Genomic DNA, 24,209 nt, shown 5'->3' with positions numbered 1-24,209 from the left:
CCCCCCCCCCCCCCCCCCCCCCCCCCCACACCCACATCTAGGTGAGTGCCAGGCTGGCAACTAGAGTGAGACAGCGAGGGGTGGTGAGAACGATGGACGACCGGCGAAACGACGAAGGCTTTGGACTTACCGAGATTATGGTCTCGATGCTCATTCTCGCCATCTTGATGATGGCTATTCTGTCGCTTCTCATCACGGCCATCACGACTGTCGCGGAGAACTCAACTCGCGCATCGGCTTCCGAGTTCGTGACGGATCGGATCGAACGTGCGCGCAGCGCGGCAGCCACCGGTGACTGCGGTGTTGTATCGAGCGTGATTCTTCCCGCCGAGGCATTCGAGGACGGACGCGGCGTGCCGATGGAGTTGTCGGGCGAACTAACTTGCGACCAGACTGGCGATCCGCACGACGACCCAACTCTCGCGACCGTCACTGTAAGGGCAACGACCACTGATCCCAGCCTCACCAACCCCGTCGCGGAAGTCACGACGGACATATTCGTCAAGTTCGACCCGGAGGCGTGATGGTGCAAAACGCGCGCACTAGGGACGAGGGCTTTACGCTGGTCGAACTAGTCGTCTACTCAGTCCTGTTGATCCTCATGATGGGGATCGCTGCGACCTTGTTTATTCAGATGCTGACCGTGCAACGCGAGGTGGGCGCGATGGCAGACGCATCCAATTCGGCGCAGTTGACTTTCGCGGAACTCGAGCGCGACCTCCGGAACGCAGGCACGGCGACGATATCCGACACGGGAAGTCTCTTGGTCATGCGTACGCGTACTGCAAGCTCCGCTGGCGAGGGCGTGGATCAGTGCGTGGGGTACTTCATTGACGATGCTTCTGCCAGCCTTCGGCGTACGACCAACCAATCCGATACCTCGGCCGCGTTGAGTGCAGGAAACGCCGCGGCACTAGCCGCTACGACGACCTCGTGGCCGGTGGCTCGTGCAGATATGTCTGCGGTTGGAGCGTCGCGGGCTTTCGGACCAGCCGACCAGACCTACGGCAAGGGTGGCTTGATCACTATCGCCCTTGAGGCACAGACAGTGGAGGGACGAAAGCCTGTGATTCTCGATAAGGCCATCACCCTCCGCCCACAGAGTGACATCACGAATGGATGCGAATGATGCTCCTCCCAAAGTTCCTAGCGCGCAGGCGTCGTTCCCGGTTCGCAAGCGATTCGGGGGCCGCCATGGTGATGGTCATGGGAGTAATGCTGGTCGGCGCAGTCATCACCGTCACATTGGCGGTGGTGACGATGTACAACACCACTTACACGCTGGAGAGCCGCGAGCGTTTGGCCGCCCTTCAGAGCGCGGACGCTGGTATCGATCTCACTCTCGACATGCTGGAAGGCCTGCAGTTCGACGAGCTCGGCACGGTGTGTGGCAACAGTTTTACAGTGAACAATGACGACGTTCAGGTGACCACCACGTACACCGTCGACCGATCTGGCACCATCCTCGAGGTGCCTTGCCCGTCGCCGGGGGATATGACGCAGATGCTCCGCATTGAGTCGACGGCAACTACGTCAGCCTTGATCCCCGACGGCGAGCCCGTCGTGAGAACTGCAGTTGCGAACCTCATGCCGATTCCCCCGGAGCAGCTGCTCGACAAGGCAATCTTTTCTGAAGCGTCGACCACCATTACGAATAACTCGAAGCTATATGAGAGCGAAGACGGCGAGAATGACGCCCATGTGTACTCCAACGGTGGGGTCACCTGCATGACACAGGTGGATACAGGTGGTTCCATCTACGCCGCGCAGGGCGACGTCGACATTCAGAATACGTGCGAGATCGGCAACTCGGTCTGGGCCTCGGGCACCATCAAGCTGTCCTCCCAGAGCTCGATCGCGGGCAACGCCTACGCGGCATCTTCCGCGACGTGGGGCATCAGGCTGGAGAACAGCAACTCCTACATCGGCGGGTCTGCGCTCACCAACGGCGGCATCTTCAATGCGGGCCGTCTATCGCAAGGCGGCGGCATCTTGCGCAATGCGTTCGCCCGCACAGGTGCAATTACGATGGACAATCAGGGCTCTATCGGGGGCAGTGCGTACGGCCGTGGCGACCTGTACTTTCAGAATGGCTCCTCAGTTGGCCGTGATGCGGTCTCCACTCAAGGCAATATCGATGGCCAGAACAACGGCAACACGATCGGCGGCTACGCGCGAGCCGGTGGCACCATCAATACGGACCGCGTTTCGGTAGCCGGATCGGTTACTCCCAACAGTCCGAGTAGTTTCCCGGGTGTTCCCAACCCCGCCGAGGCGTTCCCGGCTTCGGTGGGTTATCCAGCCAACATCCAGGCGCCACCGAGAGAGCAACTGCCCATCATCACGATGACAGAGGCTGACATCCTCATGTGGCAGGCGGCCGGTTACACCCACGTTGAGCGATACAGCAACAAGTGCTCGGGCAACGACCCGAAGGACATTCTGACCGATGACCTTGACTCCGAAGGCGGAAGGCTCATCATCTTCGAGGACTGCACTGGGCCCGTCCACTTCAACAGCAACGACCAGCTCAACATCCATAGTGATGTCGCCATGGTGTCGAACACTGGCTTCTACACTCAGAATCTGCATAAGGTTTACAGTGATGACCTCTCGCAGCGACGGGACATTCACTGGATCGTTCCTGGAGACGCACCTGGAGTGACCTGGAGTGCCGCGGCGAGCGGTCAGACAACGCCGTCGTGTACCAGCCCCGCAGGCAACATCGATGTCGACAAGTTGAAGGTGTGGAGCATCAACCTGCTGTGGTACACGCCTTGCACCTTCAACTGGAGCAACGGCACGGACCTGGGTGGGGGGTCCGAGCCCTTCACTGGACAGATCTACGCGGGCAAGGTGAACATGCCTAACGCGACCGAGATCAAGATGAATCAGATCCCTGTGCCCTCGCTTTCGGATGCCACCGCCGACCCCACTGCTATTGCGGACATGACGCTGCTCTCACGCTTCGACCTGCACGGCTAAGCGGCAGGGTCAGGTTGCATGGACGTGTTCGTCGGATTCTTCTGCGCGCTGTTGGGGCTGATGCTCGGATCCTTTTCCAACGTAGTGATCTACCGAGTGCCTCGAGGCGAATCGGTAGTCGCTCCCCCTAGCGCATGCCCGGCCTGCGGTGCAAGGGTGCGCGCTCGGCACAACGTGCCGGTGGTTGGTTGGCTATGGCTGCGCGGCCGATGTGCAGACTGTGGCGCGCCCATCAGCGCGCGCTACCCCGTTAATGAGGCAGTCATGGCTATCGCGTTCGGAGTTGTGGGCGCGGCCGTGGGTCTGGCTTGGGTATTGCCGCTCCTGCTCGTGCTTGCGTTCTTCTCCATTGTGCTCAGTTCGATCGACTTCGAGACCCGGCGTCTGCCGGATCGGATCGTTGCGCCGTTCGCGCTCCTGGTAGTAGCGGGCATCTGCGGTTTCGCTATCAGCGAAGGCGAAGTGTGGGTGGTGTGGCGAGCGGCGATCGGTGCGGCCGCGCTAGGGCTGTTCTACTTCGTCGCGTTTCTGGCCTACCCGCGTGGCATGGGACTTGGTGACGTCAAGTTGGCACCCGTGTTAGGGGCGACCCTTGGCAGTTTGGGTTGGGCGCAACTCGCTGTTGGCGGATTTGCCGCGTTCGTCTGGGGTTCCGTCATCGGGATCGGTGTGATGATTCTGCAGCGCCGTCGACGCGGAGTGTCGATTCCATTTGGGCCGTGGATGCTCTTGGGTGCCTGGACCGGAGTGGTTATCGGTCCATTGGTCGCGAACTGGTACTTGGAAGTGGTGGGTCTCACATGAGGGTTGAGCAAAGCAGAGCACTTGCCGATAGGCGATGTGGACAAGCGAGGGAGGTAGGACCGTGGCCACAAGATCGGTAGCAATCGACATCGGTGCAGCAACCGTGCGCGTCGCCGAGGTAGAAATGCGTGGTGGCAACGATCCGCGTGACGGTGCCACGCTGACGGCATACGCCGAACGGCCCATCCCGGCGGGCGTGCTGCGTGATGGCGAGATCGAGGAGCCTGGTGTCTTCGCGGGAGTGGTCAAAGAGGCCGTGAGCGCGGCCAAGGTGAATGCCAAGAAGGCGACGATCGCTGTGGGTCACCCAAGCGTCATGGTGCGTGAGGTCGATGTGCCGTCCCAGCCAATTGACAAGGTGCGCGCCTCGCTCGCGTTCCACGTGCAGGACTCGCTGCCGATGGCCATCGACGACGCGTTACTCGACTTCTACCCGACCCAGGAGATTGAGGGACAGGGTGGAACACTGCTGCGAGGGCTTTTGGTAGCGTCGCCGCGCGACCTCGTGCGCGGAGTGATCAGGGCGATGGAAGGCGCTGGAGTCGGGTTGGCGCATGTCGACCACGCCGCATTCGCCCTGTGGCGTTCGGGATGCCGCGGAGAGCTGATGAACGCCAACGTCGCTCTCGTCGATGTCGGCGCTGTATCCACCAAGGTGATTGTTTCGCAGCAAAGCAGGCCTCGATTGGTGCGCGTGCTGCCTCAAGGAGGCTTGGACGCTACCAAGGCCGTTGCAAGCGCCTTCAAAGGGACATCCGTAGACGCCGAAGCTCTTAAGCGTCAGATTGGGATGAACGCCAATGTCGGGCCAGAGCAGCGCCCCGTCGCGGATGCCGTCGCGCACGTGATGGGTCCCCTGGTGGACTCGATTCGCAACACCCTTGTTTACTTTGCTAGCTCGAACCCCGGCGCGGGTGCCGAGCGCATCGTGCTCACTGGCGGTGGCGCCTACCTCAGTGGTTTCGGCCAAGCTCTATCTAGCGCCACACGCCTTCCCGTTATGATCGGCGATCCTTTCGCCGGTTCCGCGGTGGGCAAGAAGGTTGACGCCGCGAGCCTGGCTGGCCGTGAGGCCGAACTCGCCACAGTGGTCGGGCTCGCCATGGGAGGTGCCTCGTGAACGAATTGGCAAAGAGGGTCGGGAGTCCTGGGCTTCCTCAAGTCAACTTGCTTCCAAGGGAATTCGCAGAGAAGCGCCAGATGCGCGCCGTGCAGGTGGCCGCTCTGCTTGCGGTGCTGATCGCTATCGGAGTGATTGTTGCCGGCTACGTGCTGGCGCTGGGCGCCAAGTCCATGGCGCAGAACGATCTCGAGAGCGCCCGTGGAGATCAGCAGGTTGCCCTCGCTGAGCGGGACGGGAAGGTGGCGGTCCACACCAATACCCTTATGCGTGAGGAGCAGGAGTACACGCTCGCGCAGATTGGGTTCGGCGAGATCGACTACGGGCAATTGTCTGCTGCCGTGCTCAGCACTGCCAACACTGAAGCGAGTTTCGACTCGATACAGTTCCTGGGGCCGAGCGCTCTTGGCCTCGGGTCACCGCAAGAGGGGTTCTACGGGGGTGGCGTTGGTGCGCTGACATTCGAGGCTCGAACTACTTCCTACGCAGATGCGACCGATCTCATCGCGCGGATTGAATCCGTCCCTGGCATCGCGAAAGCCCGCGGCACGGCCGAACAGTATGCAGATGACGGCGGTGCCACCTACTGGGGAGTGAGCGGCAGTGCCCTCATCACTGAGCTGCGCCTAACCGGAAGGCTCGTGCCGGAGGAAGGGATCACCGGGCTCGACCCAACCCGCATTGCTGGCGCAGGGGGCGAGCCGGTCGAACCGACACCTACACCGGAGCCGACACCTGCCGCAACGTCTACCGAGGGAGAGGGCTGACATGCTGAACTCGAGGTATGCGCCAATAGTGGCGATCACGGTAGTGCTGATTCTGATCCTCGTTGCGCTCGGGTGGTTCCTCGCAATTAAGCCACAAGTGGATGAAGCGTCGAGGGTGTCAGGTCTCGTTGATGAAGTCGAGACGAACATTGCAGCTATCGACGCCACGTCAGCGAGGCTCGACGAGTATCAGGCAACGCTGGACGCACTTCCAGACCTTACTGAGCCAATCGCCCAGAACGCGCCGTCGGTGTGGGACATGCCCTCGTTCCGCGCTCGCCTTGACTCGGCGATCAAAGACGCGGGCCTCGAGATCGTCACCTATGAGGAGGGCGGGGAGACGGCCGTCGAGGGGTGGCCGCAAGAGCCCGCTGGGTTGATGTCGACCCAGGTGGCGACCCTGTTCCAGACGGGGCCTGTGCATTTGCCAGAGGGCGAGGAGTACACGGCTCCAGCTGCACCCGTCGGTGAGGCGGCCGCCGTCGCCGATGGGATCACCGGGATCACCCTGAGTTTCAGTCTGGCCGGAACGCCGAGTGAGATGCTCGATTTCTTTCAGCAGATTCAAGACCCCGAGGCACCACTTTTCCAGGTCTACGACGTCACCGAGACGGCTCGGCCAGAGGAATCATCGTCGCTCTCCGGCGTAAGCGATGCGAGCGATGGGGACTTGACGATCGACATCTCGGGATTCGTCTACATGCTCAATCCTGACCCGACGATCATCGACGAGGAGGTCCTAGAGGACGCTTCGTTGGGCGGTGAGTCACCCTTCACTGCGATCGAGGACGCACCGGATCAGCCGGGCGCGAACTAGCAATCACAGATACGTAGGTGAGGGGGCCGAGCATTATGCCCGGCCCCCTTCCGCGTCTCTCTAGCGGTGAGAGCGAGCCGCCCCAGCTCTGGCAGAATGAACGCCATGCTCAGATGGCTTACCGCAGGCGAATCACACGGACCGGCACTGGTCGGCACTCTCGAGGGACTGCCGGCGGGGGTGGAGTTCACCAGCGCTGATGTGCAGGACGCACTGGCACGACGTCGGCTCGGCTACGGCCGCGGGGCCCGCATGTCGTTCGAGAAGGACCAGGTGACGCTGCTGGGCGGCGTCCGCCACGGTGTGTCGCAGGGTGGGCCGGTCGCGATCCAGGTCGCCAACACGGAGTGGCCCAAGTGGGAGACCGTGATGAGCCCGGATCCCGTGGATCGGAGCGAGCTCACCGGCGCCCGTGCTGCTGCACTGACTCGTCCCCGTCCCGGCCACGCCGATCTGGTCGGCATGACCAAGTACGACTTCGACGATGCCCGCCCGGTGCTCGAGCGTGCCTCGGCCCGTGAGACCGCCGCGCGCGTCGCGCTGGGCCTGGTGGCCGAGAAGTTCCTCGAGCAGACGGCCGGCATTAAGATCGTGGCTCACACCACGCAGGTGGGCGACGTGCGTGTCCCGGAGGACGCCCCGCTGCCCCCGGCGGGTGCGACTCCGCAGCTCGACGAGGATCCGATCCGCTGCTTCCACGCCGAGACCTCGGCGCGCATGGTGGCCGAGATCGACCAGTGCCAGAGCGACGGCGACACCCTGGGCGGCGTCGTTGAAGTGGTTGCCTATGGCGTTCCCGTGGGCCTCGGCAGTCACGTCCACTGGGACCGACGGCTTGACTCGCGCCTCGCGGGCGCGCTCATGGGCATTCAGGCGATCAAGGGCGTCGAGGTCGGCGACGGGTTCCGCACCGCGGCCCGTCGAGGATCTCAGGCGCACGATGAGATCGAGTACAGCGACGGGGGAGTCACGCGTCGCACGAACCGGGCAGGTGGACTCGAGGGCGGTATGACCAACGGCGAGCCGCTGCGGGTGAGTGCCGCGATGAAGCCCATCAGCACTGTGCCGCGGGCGCTCGACACGATCGACACCGAGTCCGGCGAGGCCGCCAAGGCGATTCACCAGCGCAGCGACGTGTGCGCGGTCGCACCGGCAGCAGTGGTCGCGCAGGCGATGGTCGCTCTGACTCTGGCCGATGCGCTGCTCGAGAAGTTCGGCGGCGACTCCGTGGGAGAGGTGCGCCGCAACATCGAGAGCTACCAGGCCGCCATACCCGAGCACCTGCGGTGATGACGTCTCCGCGCATTGTGCTGATCGGCCCGCCCGGGTCGGGCAAGTCATCAGTGGGTAAGCGACTGGGGCGCAACCTGGGGATTCCCTGGCGTGACACGGATCTGGATGTCGCCGAGCAGGCAGGCAAATCCATCTCCGACATCTTCCTCGACGACGGGGAGGCCGCGTTCCGCGCCCTTGAGAAGCAGGCCGTTGCCGCCGCACTTGCAGAGCATGACGGGGTGCTGTCGCTGGGCGGCGGTGCGATTCTCGACGCCGACACCCAGGAGCTGCTTGCGCAGCACGCTGCCAATGGTGCCCAGGTGGTCTTTCTCGACGTCTCTCTCGCAAAGGCAGCCCCGCGCGTGGGCCTCAACCGTGCGCGACCGCTGCTTAACAGCAACCCGCGCCAGCAGTGGAAGGCGCTGATGGAAGCGCGCCGTCCCATCTACGAGCGCCTCGCGACCACCACGGTCGTGACTGACGACCTGAACCCCGACCACGTCGCCCGCGCGATCGCCGAACTGGAGGACCACCGTTGAGCGCAGTCATCACCGTCGCCACCTCCGCACCGTACGACGTCACCGTGGGCCGTGGATTGCTCCCGGCGGCCGTGGACGCCTTGCCGGGGATGGCCTCCCGGGTGTTGATCGTGCACTCGGCGCCGCTGCGCGACCGCGCGGACGAGCTGCGCGGACTCGTCGAAGCCAGCGGACGCACTCCGGTGCTCGCCGAGGTTCCCGACGCCGAGGAGGGCAAGACCGCCGAGGTGGCCGCCTTCTGCTGGCGGGTGCTGGGAAGCTCTGATTTCACGCGCTCCGACGTGGTGATGGGCCTGGGCGGGGGTGCGGTCACGGACCTCGCGGGCTTCGTCGCCGCAACGTGGCTGCGCGGCGTGGCCGCGGTACAGATTCCCACGACGGTGCTCGCCATGGTCGACGCCGCGGTGGGCGGCAAGACCGGGATCAACACCACTGAGGGCAAGAACCTCGTGGGTTCGTTCCACGAGCCCGCCGCCGTGTGGTGCGACACGGACTTCCTGCGGACCCTGCCGGCGAACGACCGCGTGGCCGGCCTGGCGGAGGTGGTCAAGGGTGGATTCATCCGCGACACCGAGATCCTCGACATCGTCGAGAGGGAGACCGCCGCGCTCACCGCGGAGACGCTCGACGAGCCCGCGATGACCGTGCTCGAAGAGCTGGTCGCCCGCAAGATCCAGGTCAAGGCCGACGTGGTTGCCGCAGACCTCAAGGAATCGCACCTGCGCGAGATCCTCAACTACGGCCACACTTTCGGCCATGCCATCGAGTACACGGAGCGCTACCAGTGGCGTCACGGAGCAGCCGTGTCCGTGGGCATGGTGTTCGTGGCAGAGTTGGCGAGGCTGGCGGGCAAGCTCGACGATGGGTCAGTGGACCGCCACCGCAGCATCCTCACCGGGCTGGGTCTTCCTGTGACGTACCCGGGCAACCGCTGGGATGCGTTGCTCACGGCGATGAAGCGTGACAAGAAGACTCGGGGAGACATGCTCCGGTTCGTAATTCTTCAGGGCATCGGCAATCCCGTCCGTCTCGAGGGACCAGACCCGGTGCTGCTTGCCGGCGCCTACGACGCCGTTTCTCGGTGAGGTTCGGAGTGCACCCATTCGACACGGTCGAGCAAGGTGGATTCGCACTGCTTGGCCACCACATCAGGTAGATCTCGATCACGGGTCACGATTGTGACGGGCCGCTTCGAGGCCGCAGCGATCTCGCAGATGCGCTCGGGCTCATCGTCGATTCGATTGCGAAGAGCAGACCGCATCTGAGTATTCCAAGTACTGGGCAGGTCACTGAGTTCGACGGACAGCATCCTCCGTACGGAATCGTCGAACGGCTCGTCCATGTGCCACGGCACTCGGAGTCGCGGATAGTCCGCATACTCGACGATTCGGTGGAACACCGCATCGTCGGGCCCGTAGTAGTCACCTGAGGCGACGAGCAGGGGCACCGGTCTCCACTTCTGAACCTGCTCGGGCACGTCAGCAATGATGGCTGACGCGACGACGCCGGCTGCACAGGCCACTGACACAGTTCTCAGGGCCCATGCTCCGACCGCGAGCAAGGCACACAGTGCTCCGATGGCGATGGGCGCTAACATCACCTCGGCCATGTGCACGTAGCGCGACGGGTAGTACTCAAGTGCTCCTGTGAAGCCACCGCGCGCTGCGAACAGTGGCGCGCCCCCAATCACCACACCGGCGAGGGTGGTGGCTAGCACTGTCGCCGCGAGGGCGGCGCGCTTCCATAGAAGGGCAATCGCGGCGAGGACGAGGATCGTGAAGATTGCGAACACCCACCACGACATCGGCGCAGGGAGATATGTGTCCACTGAGACGGCTGCTTGGCGCCGGCCCTGGTCGGCGCCAGCCAGACCAATCAACTGACTGCTGGAGAAGAGGACGACGTTCCACAGTGCGAATCCGCCGACAATCACCAGTCGGGGCGAGAGCAGGTGATCTCGAGTCAGAATCGACGTGCGGTACCGAATGGCGAGCGCAATGCCGATCGCCCCCGGAACCGCAGCGAAGGGCGTCCACATCAGCACGATAAGGGTCGCTCCGATGACCTGGAGTTGGAATGCGGCCCGTGGGTTGCGCGCGGCTGCCATAGCGATGGCGATACACGCGAAGAGCAGCGTCATCGTCAGGCTCCCGTTGATTTGGCCGCGGAACAGGAAGAACCCTGTCGCGGGCCCCGCAAGAATGGCCAAAGAACCAAGCGCGGCTGCGATCCATACCGCAGGAGATTCATCCCGCACCACGCCCCGAACGAGATGTGACGCAATCAGCCCCGCCAGCACAGTGCCGACAACGATCGCGATCGCCCAGTTCGATGCATGCGCGATGAGCAGATCGCTCAGCGACTCTCCGCTTCCGTCGACGATGGTCCTCGAAGGCACGAAGGCGGTCGTCAACACGTGCTCGAGTGGCCGTGGATTGTCGATGTTCAGGGTGTCGAGACCGTCGTCTCTGAGATTCCGCATCGTCGCCCATATATCGAGACTGCTGTCGTCATGGACGGCCCAGGACACGGCTGAACCCGACGGGTTCATTGCGGCGACGACAAGGCCCGCCAACCACGCGACCGCCCCGGCGAACGAGGCACCTAGCGCACGGAGCGGAACGCGAGATCGTGGGTCCTGGCGCGGCTGCGTAGGAATGCGCAGCAGCGCGAACGCTGATGCGCCGCCGACCACCGCCAAGTACGAAGGCCGGAAGGGGATCGAGAGGTACGGAGCGAGCACTGCCACCAGGAAGGTGAGAGTGGCCCAGATCAGGACGCTTGCCCCGATGCCGGCTGCCGCGCCCCACCACTGGGCGAGCGATACTGAGGAAAGGACCAGGAGAACCGCGATCGCTACCGCTGGCGTTCCCCCGAGGGCGCCGAACACACCCGCTGCGAGAACGACAGCCAGGCCCCACCACGTCCGGGCTGGAAGATGGGAGAGGGGGCTTCGCCAACGCATCGTCGCAGTATATGGGCGCGTTCAGCGGCCAAACGAGGGCGCGCCATTAGCCTGGGAACCATGACGACCGTCCTGATCGCCAACGGCCCTAACCTCTCCCGGCTCGGCACACGCGAGCCCGAGAAGTACGGCACCACCACTCACGACGAGCTGGCCGCGCTGTGCATGCAGTGGGGGAGCGACCTGGGCCTTGAGCCAGTGGTGCGCCAGAGCGACGACGAGGCCACGATGGTGGGCTGGATGCACGAGGCCGTCGATAACGGCTGGTCCGTGGTGCTCAACCCCGCTGCCTTCACTCACTACTCGTACGCACTGCGGGACGCGTGCGCGCTCGTGTCCTCGGCTGGGCTGGCGCTCGTCGAGGTGCACCTGACCAACCCGCACGCGCGCGAGGACTTCCGCCAGACCTCGGTGGTCTCTGGGGTCGCGACTGGCACCATTGCGGGATTTGGCACCGACTCGTACCGCCTGGGTCTCGAGGCCGTCGCCGCACGTGTGCACTAGAATCGACGACGGCCTCCGCGCTCGGCGCGGAAACGTACCCAGATGACGCACCGAACTTAAGGACACCCCGTGGCGACCTCGAACGACATCAAGAACGGCTCCGTGCTGAACCTCGACGGCAACCTCTGGACCATCATCGACTTCCAGCACGTCAAGCCAGGCAAGGGCGGCGCATTCGTCCGCACCAAGATGAAGAACGTGATGACCGGCAAGACCGTCGACAAGACCTTCAACGCCGGCACCAAGGTCGAGTTCGAGACCGTCGACCGCCGCGACATGCAGTACCTCTACAGCGACGGAACGGGTTACGTCTTCATGGACCCCAACACGTTCGACCAGGTCACGGTCAGCGAGGCCGTGATGGGCGACGCCACCGACTACCTGCTTGAGAGCGAGAAGGCCACCATCGGCTCGCACAACGGCAATCCGATCTTCCTCGAGCTGCCCGCCTCCGTAGTTCTCGAGGTGACCTACACCGAGCCCGGGCTGCAGGGCGACCGCTCGTCGGGCGGCACCAAGCCCGCGACGCTCGAGACCGGCAAGGAGATCCAGGTGCCGCTGTTCCTCGAGCAGGGCACCCGCGTCAAGGTCAACACCAGCTCGGGCGACTACCTCGGACGCGTGACCGACTAGTGTCAGCCCGCACCAAGGCCCGCAAGCGCGCTCTCGACGTCCTCTTCGAGGCCGAGCAGCGCGGCATGAACGTGGGCGATGCGCTCACGTCGAGGCTCATGGAGTCCGGGCGCGAGACCCCGCTGCCCGACTACTCCGTGGAGATCGTCCGCGGGGTGGTGTCGCAGTGGCGCGAGCTCGAATCGATCATCGCGGACGCGAGCCCCGACTGGCCCATGAAGCGCATGCCGTCCGTGGACCGCAACCTGCTGCGCATCGCCGCCTGGGAGATCCTGAGCAACGACGACGTCTCCGTGGCGGTGGCCATCGACGAGGCCGTCGAGCTGGCGCGCGACCTCAGCACCGACGATTCGCCGCGGTTCATCAACGGCGTGCTCGGTCGGATTGCTCGTGAGGCGCCCGCGCTCGGCACCAACAGTGCGGAGGGGATGGCGACAGAGTGACCGCCCCGCACGGCGCCGCACCAGACGAGCCCCATGACGAGCGGGCTGAGCAGAGCGAGCCCTCGGCGCACCCGGCCTTCGAGGAACCCGCCGGAGACCTGAGCATCCGCGTGGGCCGCTTGCAGATCGATGTCGAGAGCCGCTGGGAGGCGGCGTCGATTCTCAACGACATCATGACGGGGCTGTGGTTCCTCGTGGGGTCGATCATGAACGTGCTCGACACCGGTGGTGACTGGCCGCTCTATCTCTACCTGGCCGGGTCGACGCAGCTGCTGGCGCGCGCGTTCTTCCGTCTTGAGCGGCGCATCCACGCGGGTGGCGGCTACATGAAGTCACGCCCCCGCATCTACCGACCCGACATCGACAAGTAGGAGCCGCGAGGCCCCTCACGCTGAGGTAGGCTCATCACCACTGTCACCATCCTTTAATGACCGTCCAGAGAGGCGGGGAAGGAGGTCGCCAGATGACTGGGACCGTTCTAGGCGCCCCCGACATCGGCCGGGCCCTCACGCGCATCGCCCACGAGATCCTCGAACGCAACGAGGGCCACGAATCCTTGGTGCTGCTGGGCATCCCCACGCGCGGAGTGCCGCTCGCGCACCGGCTCGCCGAGCGCATCGGCCAGGTAGAGGCCGGATTCGACGCAGCCGCCCGCACGGGTGCTCTCGACATCACCATGTATCGCGACGACCTTCACCGCCAGCCCACTCGCCCCATCGGCGAGACCACGCTGCCGTCCGAGGGGATCGACGACCGCACCGTGGTGCTGGTCGACGACGTGTTCCACACCGGCCGCACCATCCGCGCTGCCCTCGACGCCGTCAAGGACCTGGGCCGCCCCCGCGCCGTCCAGCTCGCGGTGCTGGTGGACCGTGGCCACCGCGAGCTCCCCATCCGCGCCGACTTTGTGGGCAAGAACCTGCCGACGTCCAAGTCCGAGCGCGTGCACGTCCACCTGAGCGAGATCGACGACGTCGACGAGGTCCTGATCTCCGGACAGCGTCTTCAAGGACAGGGAGCGACCGCGTGAGGCATCTGCTCGGCACCGGCTCCATGTCCCGCGAGGAGGCCATCCAGATCCTCGACACCTCCGCCCAGATGGCCGCGACGCAGGAGCGCGAGATGCGCAAGCTCCCCACGCTGCGCGGCAAGACCGTGGTCAACCTGTTCTTCGAGGACTCCACGCGCACGCGCATCAGCTTCGAGGCCGCCGCCAAGCGGCTGAGCGCGGACGTCATCAACTTCTCCGCAAAGGGCTCGAGCCTGTCCAAGGGCGAGTCGCTCAAGGACACCGCGCTCACCCTCCAGGCCATGGGGGCCGATGCGGTGGTGATCCGGCATTGGGCGTCCGGCGCCGCGGAGCGGCTCGCGCACTCGGGCTGGATGCACGGCCCGGTGCTGAACGCGGGCGACGGCACCCACCAGCACCCCACCCAGGCGCTGCTCGACACCTTCACCATGCGCCGCCACCTCGTCGACGACCCGACGGGCAAGGCGCTCGACGGGCTCACGGTCGCGATCGTGGGGGACATCCTGCACTCGCGCGTGGCCGGCTCCAATATCCCGTTGCTGAAGACCCTCGGAGCGAACGTCGTGGTGGTCGCCCCGCCCACGCTGCTGCCCTACGGCATGACCGACCGGGACGACATCTCGGTGCACTACACGCTCGACGACGCGCTGGACCATCACGAGCTCGACGCGATCATGATGCTGCGCGTCCAGCGTGAGAGGATGACCGGCGGAGGATCGGGGTTCTTCCCGAGCCCCGAGGAGTACACCAGGCTCTTTGGTCTCGACGGGGACCGGCTGCGGCGCATGCCCGACCACGCGATCGTGCTGCACCCGGGGCCGATGAACCGCGGGCTGGAGATCTCCGCGGAGGCCGCGGACTCGCCTCGCTCCGTCATCGTCGAACAGGTCAGCAACGGCGTCGCCGTGCGCATGGCCGCCCTGTATCTGCTGCTTGCCGGAGAGGAGGCGCACCAGTGACATCCACGACCGCACGCGCGCACGTCATCGAGAACGTGTCGCTGTATGGGGACACCACCGCCGACCTCGTCCTGTCCGGCGGCGTCATCGCGTCATTGTCTGCGGCCGATGCACCCGCCGGGGCGGTGCGCATCGACGGTTCGGGCCTGGTCGCCCTTCCCGGCCTGGTCGACCTGCACACTCACCTGCGCGAGCCCGGCCGCGAGGACGCGGAGACCATCGCGACCGGATCGCGCTCGGCGGCGACCGGTGGCTTCACCGCGGTGCACGCCATGGCCAACACCACCCCGACGGCGGACACCGCCGGCGTGGTCGAGCAGGTGTGGAGCCGCGGCCGCGAGGTGGGACTGGTGGACGTCTATCCCGTGGGCGCCGTGACCGTGGGTTTGGGCGGCACGCAGCTGTCCGAGATGGCGGCGATGGCCGGCAGCCGCGCGAAGGTGCGCGTGTTCTCCGACGACGGCAAGTGCGTGCACGACCCGCTGCTCATGCGCCGCGCCCTGGAATACGTGAAGACCTTCGGGGGAGTGGTCGCGCAGCATGCGCAGGATCCGCGCCTGACCGAGGGCGCCCAGATGAACGAGGGCCTGGTCTCCGCGGAGCTGGGGCTCGCGGGCTGGCCGCCGGTCGCCGAGGAGTCGATCATCGCCCGCGACGTGCTGCTCGCGGGCCACGTGGGCTCGCGCGTGCACATCTGCCACCTGTCGACCGCCGGATCGGTCGAGATCGTCCGGTGGGCGAAGGCCCGGGGGATCGACGTCACTGCTGAGGTGATGCCGCACCACCTGCTGCTGACCGACGAGAACGCCCGCACCTACGACCCGCGATTCAAGGTCAACCCGCCGCTGCGCACGCAGGCGGACGTGGACGCGCTGCGCGCGGGACTCGCGGACGGCACCATTGACATCGTGGCCACGGATCACGCCCCTCACCCGGACGAGGACAAGGACTGCGAGTGGGGCGCCGCAGCGATGGGCATGATCGGACTCGAGACCGCCCTGGGAATCGTGCAGAAGACCATGGTCGACACCGGCGCGCTGTCCTGGCGCGATGTCGCCCGCGTGCTGAGCGAAAGCCCCGCGCGCATCGGCCGCGATGAGGATGCCCACGGACGCCCGCTCGCCGCAGGCGAGCCGGCCAACGTCACCCTCGTGAACCCCTCAGACGCGTGGACCGTGAACCCCACCGCGACCGCGAGCCGGTCCAACAACTCACCGTTCGGCGGGATCGAGCTTCCCGGGCGTGCCGTCGCCACGTTCTTGCGCGGCACCCCCACGCACCTCGATGCACGCCTGATCGCCACCAGTACCGAAGGAGCACCCGCGTGACCCGCATCCCTGCGATCCTCGTCCTCGAGGATGGCCGCACGTTCGAGGGCGCCGCGTATGGCGCTCTTGGCCAGACCCTGGGCGAGATCGTCTTCAACACCGGCATGACCGGCTACCAGGAGACGCTCACGGACCCGAGCTACCACCGCCAGATCGTGGTGATGACGGCCCCGCACATCGGCAACACCGGCGTCAACGACGAGGACAACGAGTCCCGTCAGATCTGGGTCGCCGGCTATGTGGTGCGCGATCCCTCCCGCATGTCCTCCAACTGGCGCGCCAAGCGCACTCTCGACGACGACCTCGAGGCCCAGGGAATCGTGGGGATCTCGGGGATCGACACCCGCCAGCTGACCAGGATTCTGCGCGAGGGCGTGATGCGCGCGGGCATCTTCTCGGGCGATGCCCTCGCGCCCGGTGGCGTACAGGTCGGCACCGAGGAGCTGGTGGCGCGCGTGCGCGCAGGTGCCGAGATGACCGGCGCTCACCTCGCGGACGAGGTCACCATCCCCGAGAGCTACGCGGTGGAGCCGCCCGAGGGTGTCGAGACCATTGCGAACGTGGTGGCCGTGGACCTCGGCATCAAGGCCATGACGCCGGAGATGATGGCGCAGCGCGGCATCCGCGTCACGGTGGTGCCGTCCACGTGGACCGCGGACCAGGTGCTCGCCACGCAGCCGGACGGCGTGTTCTTCTCCAACGGCCCCGGCGACCCGGCGGCCGCCGAGCGCGCCGTGGGCGTGCTGCGCACGGTCCTGGACGCGAAGGTGCCGTTCTTCGGCATCTGCTTCGGCAACCAGATCCTGGGCCGCGCGCTCGGGTACGGCACCTACAAGCTGCCGTTCGGCCACCGCGGGATCAACCAGCCCGTCATGGACCGCACCACCGGCCGCGTGGAGATCTCGGCCCACAACCACGGCTTCGCCGTCGACGCCCCGCTGGACGGCGAGTCAGTGTCGCCCGCGGGCTACGGCCACGTGAAGGTGTCGCACGTGTGCCTCAACGACGACGTGGTCGAGGGCCTCGAGTGCCTCGACATCCCCGCCTTCTCTGTCCAGTACCACCCGGAGGCCGCCGCGGGTCCGCACGACGCCGCGCACCTGTTCGACAGATTCATCTCCGTCATGAAGGGAGCGCGCTGAGAATGCCCAAGCGCGACGACATTAAGTCGGTGCTGGTCATCGGCTCGGGTCCGATCGTCATCGGTCAGGCCTGCGAGTTCGACTACTCCGGCACGCAGGCGTGCCGCGTCCTCAAGGCGGAGGGCGTGCGAGTGGTGCTGTTGAACTCGAACCCGGCCACCATCATGACCGACCCCGAGTTCGCGGACGCCACGTACGTGGAGCCCATCACCACCGACGTGATCGAGGCGATCATCGAGAAGGAGCGCCCGGACGCCCTGCTGCCCACCCTGGGCGGACAGACGGCGCTCAACGCGGCGATCGACGCCCACGCCGCGGGCGTGCTCGACAAGTACGGCGTCGAGCTCATCGGTGCCAACCTCGAGGCGATCAACCTGGGGGAGAACCGCGAGCTGTTCAAGGGAGTCGTGGAGCGCTGCGGCGCCGAGTCCGCGCGGTCGCGGATCTGCCACACGATGGACGAGTGCCTCGCCGCTGCCGAGGACCTGAGCTACCCCGTGGTGGTGCGCCCGTCCTTCACCATGGGCGGACTGGGCTCCGGCTTCGCGTACACCCCGGAGGACCTGCGCCGCATCGCGGGCGCCGGCCTGCACTATTCGCCCACCACCGAGGTGCTCCTCGAGGAGTCCATCCTCGGCTGGAAGGAGTTCGAGCTCGAGCTCATGCGCGACAAGCACGACAACGTCGTGGTGGTGTGCTCGATCGAGAACGTGGACCCCGTGGGCGTCCACACCGGCGACTCCGTCACGGTGGCGCCCGCGCTGACCCTCACGGACCGCGAGTATCAGCACATGCGCGACGTCGGCATCGCGATCATCCGCGAGGTGGGCGTCGACACCGGCGGCTGCAACGTGCAGTTCGCGGTCGAGCCCGAGACCGGCCGGCTGATCGTCATCGAGATGAACCCGCGCGTGTCGCGGTCCTCGGCGCTGGCGTCCAAGGCGACGGGCTTCCCGATCGCCAAGATCGCCGCGCGCCTCGCCATCGGCTACACGCTGGACGAGATTCCGAACGACATCACCGGCTCGACCCCCGCGAGCTTCGAGCCCACGCTGGACTATGTGGTCGTGAAGGTGCCGCGCTTCGCGTTCGAGAAGTTCCCGGCCGCGGACCCGGTCCTCACCACCACCATGAAGTCGGTGGGCGAGGCGATGAGCATCGGCCGCAGCTTCACGGAGGCGCTCGGCAAGGCGCTCAGGTCCATCGACAAGCAGAGCATGAACTTCCACTGGGACGGCGGCGTCCCGTCGGGGGAGGCCGTCGACGAGCTGCTCGAGGCGGTGCGCACTCCCACGGAGAAGCGGTTCATCCAGGTCCAGCAGCTGCTGCGCGCGGTGCGCGCCGGCCACTGCGACGTCGAGCAGGTCTACCAGGCCTGCCGGATCGACCGGTGGTTCCTGGACCAGATGCTGCTGATGAACGAGGTGGCCCACGACGTCGCTCACGCGCCGGAGCTCACCGCCGAGGTGCTGCGCGACGCCAAGCGTCACGGGCTCGCCGACACCCAGATTGCGGCGCTGCGCGGGCTGAGTGTCGAGGACGTGTTCTCCGCGCGCGCCGAGCTGGGCGTGCAGCCCGTGTTCAAGACCGTCGACACGTGCGCGGCCGAGTTCGAGGCCCGCACCCCTTACCACTACAGCTCGTACGACTCCGAGGACGAGGTGTCGCCGCGCGAGCGCGAGGCCGTCATCATCCTCGGCTCCGGGCCGAACCGGATCGGTCAGGGCATCGAGTTCGACTACTCGTGCGTGCACGCCGCGATGAGCCTCAAGGACGAGTACGAGACCGTGATGGTCAACTGCAACCCGGAGACGGTCTCGACCGACTACGACACCGCGAACCGGCTGTACTTCGAGCCGCTCACGTTCGAGGACGTCATGGCGGTGTACGAGGCGGAGAAGGCCGCCGGCCCCATCAAGGGCATGATCGTGCAGCTCGGCGGGCAGACCCCGCTCAGCCTGGCCCAGCGCCTGTCCGATGCGGGGGTGCCGATCCTCGGCACGTCGCCTGAGGCGATCGACAACGCGGAGGACCGCGCGGCCTTTGGCCGCGTGCTCGACGCGGCCGATCTCCCCGCGCCCGCGTACGGCACGGCCCACGGCATCGAGCAGGCCGTCGAGATCGCCGAGCGGATCGGCTACCCCGTGCTGGTGCGCCCGTCCTACGTGCTGGGCGGACGCGGCATGGAGATCGTGTTCGACCGGGCCCAGCTCGAGGACTACGGCACGCGCATGGCGGGCGTGGGCGACCACGTCACGACGGCGCCGCTGCTGATCGACAAGTTCCTGGACGATGCGATCGAGATCGACGTCGACGCGCTGTTCGACGGCGAGGAGCTGTACCTCGGCGGCGTGATGGAGCACATCGAGGAGGCCGGCATCCACTCGGGCGACTCCGCGTGCGTGCTGCCTCCCGTGACGCTGTCGCTCGACGAGCTCGAGAGGATCCGCCGCTCGACCGAGGGCCTGGCCCGAGGCATCGGCGTGCACGGACTCATGAACGTGCAGTTCGCGCTCGTCTCGGACGTGCTCTACGTGCTCGAGGCGAATCCGCGCGCAAGCCGCACCGTGCCCTTCGTGGCGAAGGCGACCGGGGTGCCCCTCGCATCGGCCGCATCGCTGATCATGACCGGTGCGACCATCGCCGAGCTGAAGGCGGACGGAGTGCTGCCCGAGCAGGACGCGGCGCACATCGACATGACGCAGCGCATCGCGGTCAAGGAGGCGGTGCTGCCGTTCAAGCGGTTCCGCACGGATCACGGTCTGGTGGTCGACTCGGTGCTGGGCCCGGAGATGCGATCGACGGGCGAGGTGATGGGCTTCGACGCCACGTTCCCGCTGGCATTCGCGAAGTCGCAGGCGGCGGCCTTCGGCGGACTGCCCACCGGCGGCAAGGCCTTCGTGTCGGTCGCCGACCGCGACAAGCGCTCGATCGTGTTCCCTGTGGCGCGGCTGCACCAGCTGGGCTTCGAGATCCTCGCGACGGCCGGCACCGCGCAGGTCCTGGGGCGCCACGGCATCCCCGCCACGGTGGTCCGCAAGTACTTCGAGGGCCGTGGTCCCAACGGCGAGCCGACCATCGTGGACCTGGTGAACGAGGGCCAGGTGCCGCTCGTGATCAACACCCCGTCGGGTCAGGGCGCGCGTGCGGACGGCTACGAGATCCGGGCCGCCGCGACGGCGGCCGATGCCGCCATCGTCACCACCACGCAGCAGCTGGCGGCGGCGGTGCTCGCGATCGAGGCGCTTCGCCTGGGGCCGTTCGACGTCCTGAGCCTGCAGGATGCCGCCGGCGACCGTGCGCGAAACGTCATCGCAGGTAGCATGGCCTAGAGGTGCAAAATCGCTCAGAGGCGCGAATCGTTCGGAAGGAGCACCACATGCGGTTCGGGTACAGGCTTGCCGATGCGATGGAGCGGCTTGGCCCGCTCTGCGTCGGCATCGACCCCCACCCCGAACTGCTCGAGGCGTGGGGCCTGGACGATACTCCCGAGGGCCTGGTGGCCTTCGGCGAGACCGTCGTGGCCGCCGCTCACGACACCGCGGCGGCCGTGAAGCCGAACATCGCGTTCTTCGAGCGCCATGGCGCGCGCGGCATTGCGGCCCTCGAGGACGTGATGAGCCGGGCGCGGGAGCAGGACCTGCTCACGATCCTGGATGCGAAGCGGGGCGACATCGGCTCGACCATGGCCGGCTATGCGGACGCGTTCCTGCGTGCCGGCGCGCCGCTCGAGTGCGACGCGCTGACGCTGTCGCCGTACCTGGGATTTGGGGCGCTCGAGCCCGCGCTGGCGCTCGCGCAGGAGCACGGCAAAGGCGTGTTCGTGCTGGCGCTCACCTCGAACCCTGAGGGTGCCTCCGTGCAGCATGCGCGATCGGCCGACGGCGAGTCCGTCGCGGGCGCCATGGTGCGCGAGGCCGCCCAGCGCAACGCGGGCGTGAAGCCCATGGGAGATGTGGGACTCGTCGTCGGGGCGACGGTGGGTTCGGCGATGTCGGAGCTCGGCATCGACCTCGACGGGCTGAACGGCCCGATCCTCGCGCCAGGAGTGGGCGCGCAGGGTGCCGAACCGACGGATGTCGCGACCACCTTCGGGAACGCGTCACCGCTGGTACTCGTCAATCAATCCAGAGGGGTCCTGTCGGCGGGGCCCTTCGCAGAGAAGCTGCGCGGCGCCATCCAGGCAGCCGCCGGAGCAGCCCATGACGCGCTCAGGGCGTGAGCCTTAAGCGCGAGGAAGGAGGGGTCGTGGCGACACCTGAACTATCAGAAGAGCAGCGTGCGGCGGCCCTCGTGAAGGCGACGGCGGTGCGCAGTGCACGACGTGTCTTCAAGGAGGAGCTGGCCCGCGGAGAGATGACGCTTCAGGAGGCGATCACCCGCGCCAAGAGTGACGAGGCCCTCGCCGGGATCAGGGTGCGGGACCTGCTCCAGTGCCTCCCCGGCATCGGGCCCAAGCGTGCGGAGACCGCGATGGAGGAGATCGGGATCTCACAGGCCCGCCGCATCCGGGGCCTCGGAACGCACCAGATCGAGTCCCTCGTCGAACGCGAGCATCGGTGACGCGACTCGTCGTGCTGGCGGGCCCCACTGCCGTCGGCAAGGGCACGCTGGTGCGGGCGTTGCGTGAGCGGAGTCCCGACATCTGGGTCTCGGTGTCCGCGACCACCCGTCCGGCGCGCCCGGGCGAGGTCGACGGCGAGCACTATCACTTCGTGTCCGAGACGGAGTTCTCGGGCATGATCGAGCGAGGCGACCTGCTGGAGTGGGCGACGGTGCACGGCAAGCATCGATACGGGACGCCGCGCGGACCCGTCGACGAGCACCTGACGGCCGGAGTGCCGTCGTTGCTGGAGATCGACCTGCAGGGTGCGCGCCAGGTGCGTGCGGCGATGCCTGAGGCGCTGTACGTGTTCATCGAGCCGCCGTCGATGGAGGAGTTGGTGCGCCGGCTCGTGGGGCGCGGCACTGAGGACGACCTGGAGCGCGAGCGGCGCCTGCTCACCGCCAAGATCGAGATGGCGGCGTCCAAGGAGTTCGACCGGATCATCGTCAACGACGATCTCGACACGGCCGTGAGCCAGCTCGAGGAGCTGGTGCTGGACGCGGCCTGAGCGGGCCCGGCCTTGTGGCGCGGGCGTGTCGAGCCGGCCCGCGCATCGGCCGTATGAGAACTACCGTGACGGGTATCCACAAGCGCGCGACATCCGAAATCCCACCCAGGGCGGGTATCGAACGGTGCAGGGGCCGGCTGCCGGGCGCGGCCTGAGCCCCGCCCTTGCGCATGCGCGGTAGACTCGTAGCCGGACTTTCCCGTTAATCAATTCTTTGGAGTGATCGTGGCCGGAACTGTGGCACAGCCCGAGGGCATCACCAACCCGCCCATCGACGAGCTGCTGGAGAAGGTGGACTCGAAGTACGCCCTCGTGATCTACAGCTCCAAGCGCGCTCGTCAGATCAACGCGTACTACGAGGCTCTGGGCGAGGGCCACTTCGAGAACGTCGGCCCGCTGGTCGAGGCCGATTCGACCGACAAGCCGCTGTCCGTCGCGCTGCGCGAGATCAACGCCGGCACGCTGCTGGACCTCGGCCGCGACTCCGAGTAGCAGCACACCCATGCGCGTCCTCCTGGGCGTGACCGGCGGGATCGCGGCCTACAAGGTCGCGCTCGTGCTGCGTCGCCTGGTCGAGGACGGCCACTCCGTGAGGGTGGCGCCCACCGCCGCGTCCCTCAACTTCGTGGGGCGCGCGACGTGGGAGGCGCTGTCCGGCCACCCAGCGCCCACCGAGACGTTCGAGGACGTTCCGTCGGTGGCGCATGTGCGCCTGGGGCAGAGCGCCGATGTGGTGCTGGTCGCACCGGCGACCGCCGACTTCCTGTCGCAGATGGCTTCTGGCGCGGCGCGCGATCTGCTGGGGAACGCTCTGCTCGCGACCGAGGCCCCTGTGGTGGTCGCGCCCGCGATGCACACCGAGATGTGGAACGACCCCGCGACGCGGGCGAATGTGGCCGCTCTGCGGGAGCGAGGCATTCACGTGATCGAGCCCGCGGTGGGGCGGCTGACCGGTCCCGATTCCGGGCCCGGGCGGCTGCCCGAGCCTGACGACCTCGTGTCGGCGCTGTATGGCGTGGCGCGCGGCGAGGGGCTGTCGCTGACGGATGCGTCCTTGCCGTGGGGAGACCTGGCCGGCCGCCGCGTGCTCGTGACCGCCGGTGGCACGCGCGAGCCCATCGACGCCGTGCGATACCTGGGCAATCACTCGACTGGCCTGCAGGGCTTCGCCATCGCCGAGGCCGCGCGCGAGCGGGGCGCCGAGGTGACTGTGGTGGCCGCAAACGTGACGCTCCCGCTCGGCGAGGGGATCTCGCGCGTCGACGTGTCCTCGGCTGAGGAGTTGGAGCGGGCGGTGGGCGAGCTCGCTCCTGCGGCCGATGCGGTGGTCATGGCGGCCGCGGTCGCGGACTTCCGCCCGGCGTCGGCTTCTGCGAGCAAGCTCAAGAAGGACGGCTCCGCTGGGATGACCCTCGAGCTGGTGCAGACGCCCGATGTGCTGGCCGGCCTGGTGGCGTCGCGGGCGCCTGGGCAGGTCGTGGTGGGCTTCGCGGCCGAGACCGGCGACGATGCCGGCTCGGTGCTCGAGCACGGCGCGGCCAAGGCCCGGCGCAAGGGCGCGGACCTGCTGGTGGTGAACCAAGTGGGGGACGGCCTGGGCTTCGGTGCCTCCGACAACTCGGTGACGATGCTCGACGCTGCTGGTGCGCCCGTGGCCGAGGCGGGCGGGTCCAAGCTCGCCGTCGCCGGAGCGGTGCTGGACGCGATCGTAAAGCGCCTTCCTGCCCCGTAGCGCTGTCATATCCTGCCTGGTAAATGGGCGCTGGCGGCGATGTCAGACCCTG

General features: G+C 66.7%; 25 protein-coding genes. 24 read left to right on the top strand and 1 reads right to left on the bottom strand.

Annotation, left to right across the window (positions count from 1 at the left end):
- Positions 1 to 92: 92 nt before the first annotated feature.
- The 10 genes from ACNI14_RS09215 to aroB all read left to right on the top strand — a co-directional run bounded on the left by ACNI14_RS09215 (position 93) and on the right by aroB (position 9,392).
- A complete protein-coding gene (locus ACNI14_RS09215) occupies positions 93 to 524 on the top strand; it encodes a prepilin-type N-terminal cleavage/methylation domain-containing protein (RefSeq protein ID WP_420519706.1) in 432 nt (143 codons plus the stop codon).
- A 2-nt stretch (positions 525 to 526) separates the two neighbouring features.
- Positions 527 to 1,129 carry a PulJ/GspJ family protein gene (locus tag ACNI14_RS09210; protein WP_420519705.1) on the top strand — a complete coding sequence of 201 codons (603 nt, stop codon included), beginning with the start codon at positions 527 to 529 and terminating at the stop codon, positions 1,127 to 1,129.
- 77 nt (positions 1,130 to 1,206) lie between these two features.
- Positions 1,207 to 2,985 (top strand): hypothetical protein, encoded by a 1,779-nt coding sequence (locus tag ACNI14_RS09205; RefSeq protein WP_420519704.1) that lies wholly within the window; start codon positions 1,207 to 1,209, stop codon positions 2,983 to 2,985.
- A gap of 18 nt (positions 2,986 to 3,003) precedes the next feature.
- On the top strand, positions 3,004 to 3,789 hold the full coding sequence (locus ACNI14_RS09200) for a prepilin peptidase (protein WP_420519703.1): 786 nt from the start codon (positions 3,004 to 3,006) through the stop codon (positions 3,787 to 3,789).
- 61 nt (positions 3,790 to 3,850) lie between these two features.
- Positions 3,851 to 4,909 carry a type IV pilus assembly protein PilM gene (gene pilM, locus ACNI14_RS09195; RefSeq protein WP_420519702.1) on the top strand — a complete coding sequence of 353 codons (1,059 nt, stop codon included), beginning with the start codon at positions 3,851 to 3,853 and terminating at the stop codon, positions 4,907 to 4,909.
- Positions 4,906 to 5,676, top strand: a complete 771-nt coding sequence (locus tag ACNI14_RS09190) for a PilN family protein (protein ID WP_420519701.1) — start codon at positions 4,906 to 4,908, stop codon at positions 5,674 to 5,676. The genes pilM and ACNI14_RS09190 overlap by 4 nt, the downstream gene beginning before the upstream one ends.
- A gap of 1 nt (position 5,677) precedes the next feature.
- On the top strand, positions 5,678 to 6,493 hold the full coding sequence (locus ACNI14_RS09185) for a hypothetical protein (RefSeq protein WP_420519700.1): 816 nt from the start codon (positions 5,678 to 5,680) through the stop codon (positions 6,491 to 6,493).
- Positions 6,494 to 6,598: 105 nt separating this feature from the next.
- On the top strand, positions 6,599 to 7,783 hold the full coding sequence (gene aroC, locus ACNI14_RS09180; protein WP_420519699.1) for a chorismate synthase: 1,185 nt from the start codon (positions 6,599 to 6,601) through the stop codon (positions 7,781 to 7,783).
- Between the two features lie 17 nt (positions 7,784 to 7,800).
- A complete protein-coding gene (locus ACNI14_RS09175; RefSeq protein WP_420519698.1) occupies positions 7,801 to 8,307 on the top strand; it encodes a shikimate kinase in 507 nt (168 codons plus the stop codon).
- Positions 8,304 to 9,392 carry a 3-dehydroquinate synthase gene (gene aroB, locus ACNI14_RS09170; protein WP_420519697.1) on the top strand — a complete coding sequence of 363 codons (1,089 nt, stop codon included), beginning with the start codon at positions 8,304 to 8,306 and terminating at the stop codon, positions 9,390 to 9,392. The genes ACNI14_RS09175 and aroB overlap by 4 nt, the downstream gene beginning before the upstream one ends.
- On the opposite strand, the gene ACNI14_RS09165 is transcribed toward aroB, so the two are convergent.
- Entirely contained in the window at positions 9,371 to 11,272 is a 1,902-nt protein-coding gene (locus ACNI14_RS09165) for a phosphatidylglycerol lysyltransferase domain-containing protein (RefSeq protein WP_420519696.1), read from the bottom strand. The genes aroB and ACNI14_RS09165 overlap by 22 nt on opposite strands.
- 60 nt (positions 11,273 to 11,332) lie before the next feature.
- Here ACNI14_RS09165 and ACNI14_RS09160 point away from each other — a divergent pair, with 60 nt between their 5' ends.
- From ACNI14_RS09160 to coaBC, 14 genes are all read left to right on the top strand, one after another.
- Positions 11,333 to 11,776 carry a type II 3-dehydroquinate dehydratase gene (locus ACNI14_RS09160; protein WP_420519695.1) on the top strand — a complete coding sequence of 148 codons (444 nt, stop codon included), beginning with the start codon at positions 11,333 to 11,335 and terminating at the stop codon, positions 11,774 to 11,776.
- A gap of 69 nt (positions 11,777 to 11,845) precedes the next feature.
- The gene (gene efp / locus ACNI14_RS09155) at positions 11,846 to 12,409 is read left to right on the top strand and encodes an elongation factor P (RefSeq protein ID WP_420519694.1); all 564 of its coding nucleotides are present in this window, start codon (positions 11,846 to 11,848) and stop codon (positions 12,407 to 12,409) included.
- Entirely contained in the window at positions 12,409 to 12,852 is a 444-nt protein-coding gene (gene nusB, locus ACNI14_RS09150; RefSeq protein WP_420519693.1) for a transcription antitermination factor NusB, read from the top strand. The genes efp and nusB overlap by 1 nt, the downstream gene beginning before the upstream one ends.
- Entirely contained in the window at positions 12,849 to 13,223 is a 375-nt protein-coding gene (locus ACNI14_RS09145) for a YrhK family protein (protein ID WP_420519692.1), read from the top strand. Before nusB ends, ACNI14_RS09145 begins: the two co-directional genes overlap by 4 nt.
- Positions 13,224 to 13,315: 92 nt before the next feature.
- Complete coding sequence (gene pyrR / locus ACNI14_RS09140; RefSeq protein ID WP_420519691.1) at positions 13,316 to 13,882, top strand: bifunctional pyr operon transcriptional regulator/uracil phosphoribosyltransferase PyrR; 567 nt, start codon at positions 13,316 to 13,318, stop codon at positions 13,880 to 13,882.
- Positions 13,879 to 14,841 carry an aspartate carbamoyltransferase catalytic subunit gene (locus tag ACNI14_RS09135; RefSeq protein ID WP_420519690.1) on the top strand — a complete coding sequence of 321 codons (963 nt, stop codon included), beginning with the start codon at positions 13,879 to 13,881 and terminating at the stop codon, positions 14,839 to 14,841. Before pyrR ends, ACNI14_RS09135 begins: the two co-directional genes overlap by 4 nt.
- 26 nt (positions 14,842 to 14,867) lie before the next feature.
- A complete protein-coding gene (locus ACNI14_RS09130; RefSeq protein ID WP_420519858.1) occupies positions 14,868 to 16,169 on the top strand; it encodes a dihydroorotase in 1,302 nt (433 codons plus the stop codon).
- On the top strand, positions 16,166 to 17,311 hold the full coding sequence (gene carA / locus ACNI14_RS09125; protein ID WP_420519689.1) for a glutamine-hydrolyzing carbamoyl-phosphate synthase small subunit: 1,146 nt from the start codon (positions 16,166 to 16,168) through the stop codon (positions 17,309 to 17,311). Before ACNI14_RS09130 ends, carA begins: the two co-directional genes overlap by 4 nt.
- Positions 17,312 to 17,313: 2 nt before the next feature.
- The gene (carB, locus tag ACNI14_RS09120) at positions 17,314 to 20,643 is read left to right on the top strand and encodes a carbamoyl-phosphate synthase large subunit (RefSeq protein ID WP_420519688.1); all 3,330 of its coding nucleotides are present in this window, start codon (positions 17,314 to 17,316) and stop codon (positions 20,641 to 20,643) included.
- A 47-nt stretch (positions 20,644 to 20,690) separates the two neighbouring features.
- On the top strand, positions 20,691 to 21,533 hold the full coding sequence (pyrF, locus tag ACNI14_RS09115) for an orotidine-5'-phosphate decarboxylase (RefSeq protein ID WP_420519687.1): 843 nt from the start codon (positions 20,691 to 20,693) through the stop codon (positions 21,531 to 21,533).
- Between the two features lie 26 nt (positions 21,534 to 21,559).
- Entirely contained in the window at positions 21,560 to 21,874 is a 315-nt protein-coding gene (gene mihF, locus ACNI14_RS09110) for an integration host factor, actinobacterial type (protein WP_420519685.1), read from the top strand.
- Positions 21,871 to 22,425 carry a guanylate kinase gene (gene gmk, locus ACNI14_RS09105; RefSeq protein WP_420519684.1) on the top strand — a complete coding sequence of 185 codons (555 nt, stop codon included), beginning with the start codon at positions 21,871 to 21,873 and terminating at the stop codon, positions 22,423 to 22,425. The genes mihF and gmk overlap by 4 nt, the downstream gene beginning before the upstream one ends.
- A 225-nt stretch (positions 22,426 to 22,650) precedes the next feature.
- Positions 22,651 to 22,917 carry a DNA-directed RNA polymerase subunit omega gene (gene rpoZ, locus ACNI14_RS09100; RefSeq protein ID WP_420519683.1) on the top strand — a complete coding sequence of 89 codons (267 nt, stop codon included), beginning with the start codon at positions 22,651 to 22,653 and terminating at the stop codon, positions 22,915 to 22,917.
- 10 nt (positions 22,918 to 22,927) lie between these two features.
- Entirely contained in the window at positions 22,928 to 24,157 is a 1,230-nt protein-coding gene (gene coaBC / locus ACNI14_RS09095) for a bifunctional phosphopantothenoylcysteine decarboxylase/phosphopantothenate--cysteine ligase CoaBC (protein ID WP_420519682.1), read from the top strand.
- The last annotated feature ends 52 nt before the right edge of the window (positions 24,158 to 24,209 follow it).

The sequence above is a fragment of the Demequina pilifera genome, assembly GCF_048814985.1.
GTDB lineage: Bacteria > Actinomycetota > Actinomycetes > Actinomycetales > Demequinaceae > Demequina.
Note: the sequence above shows the minus strand (reverse complement) of the source record. Positions and strands in the feature narration are given on the sequence as shown.

Bases quoted from the DNA above. Each gene is read 5' to 3' on its own strand.
- ACNI14_RS09215 (WP_420519706.1), top strand. From the start codon at position 93: ATGGACGACCGGCGAAACGACGAAGGCTTTGGACTTACCGAGATTATG.
- ACNI14_RS09205 (WP_420519704.1), top strand. From the start codon at position 1,207: ATGGGAGTAATGCTGGTCGGCGCAGTCATCACCGTCACATTGGCGGTG.
- ACNI14_RS09200 (WP_420519703.1), top strand. From the start codon at position 3,004: ATGGACGTGTTCGTCGGATTCTTCTGCGCGCTGTTGGGGCTGATGCTC.
- ACNI14_RS09185 (WP_420519700.1), top strand. From the start codon at position 5,678: ATGCTGAACTCGAGGTATGCGCCAATAGTGGCGATCACGGTAGTGCTG.
- aroC (WP_420519699.1), top strand. From the start codon at position 6,599: ATGCTCAGATGGCTTACCGCAGGCGAATCACACGGACCGGCACTGGTC.
- ACNI14_RS09165 (WP_420519696.1), bottom strand. From the start codon at position 11,272: ATGCGTTGGCGAAGCCCCCTCTCCCATCTTCCAGCCCGGACGTGGTGG.
- ACNI14_RS09160 (WP_420519695.1), top strand. From the start codon at position 11,333: ATGACGACCGTCCTGATCGCCAACGGCCCTAACCTCTCCCGGCTCGGC.
- pyrR (WP_420519691.1), top strand. From the start codon at position 13,316: ATGACTGGGACCGTTCTAGGCGCCCCCGACATCGGCCGGGCCCTCACG.
- carB (WP_420519688.1), top strand. From the start codon at position 17,314: ATGCCCAAGCGCGACGACATTAAGTCGGTGCTGGTCATCGGCTCGGGT.
- pyrF (WP_420519687.1), top strand. From the start codon at position 20,691: ATGCGGTTCGGGTACAGGCTTGCCGATGCGATGGAGCGGCTTGGCCCG.
- coaBC (WP_420519682.1), top strand. From the start codon at position 22,928: ATGCGCGTCCTCCTGGGCGTGACCGGCGGGATCGCGGCCTACAAGGTC.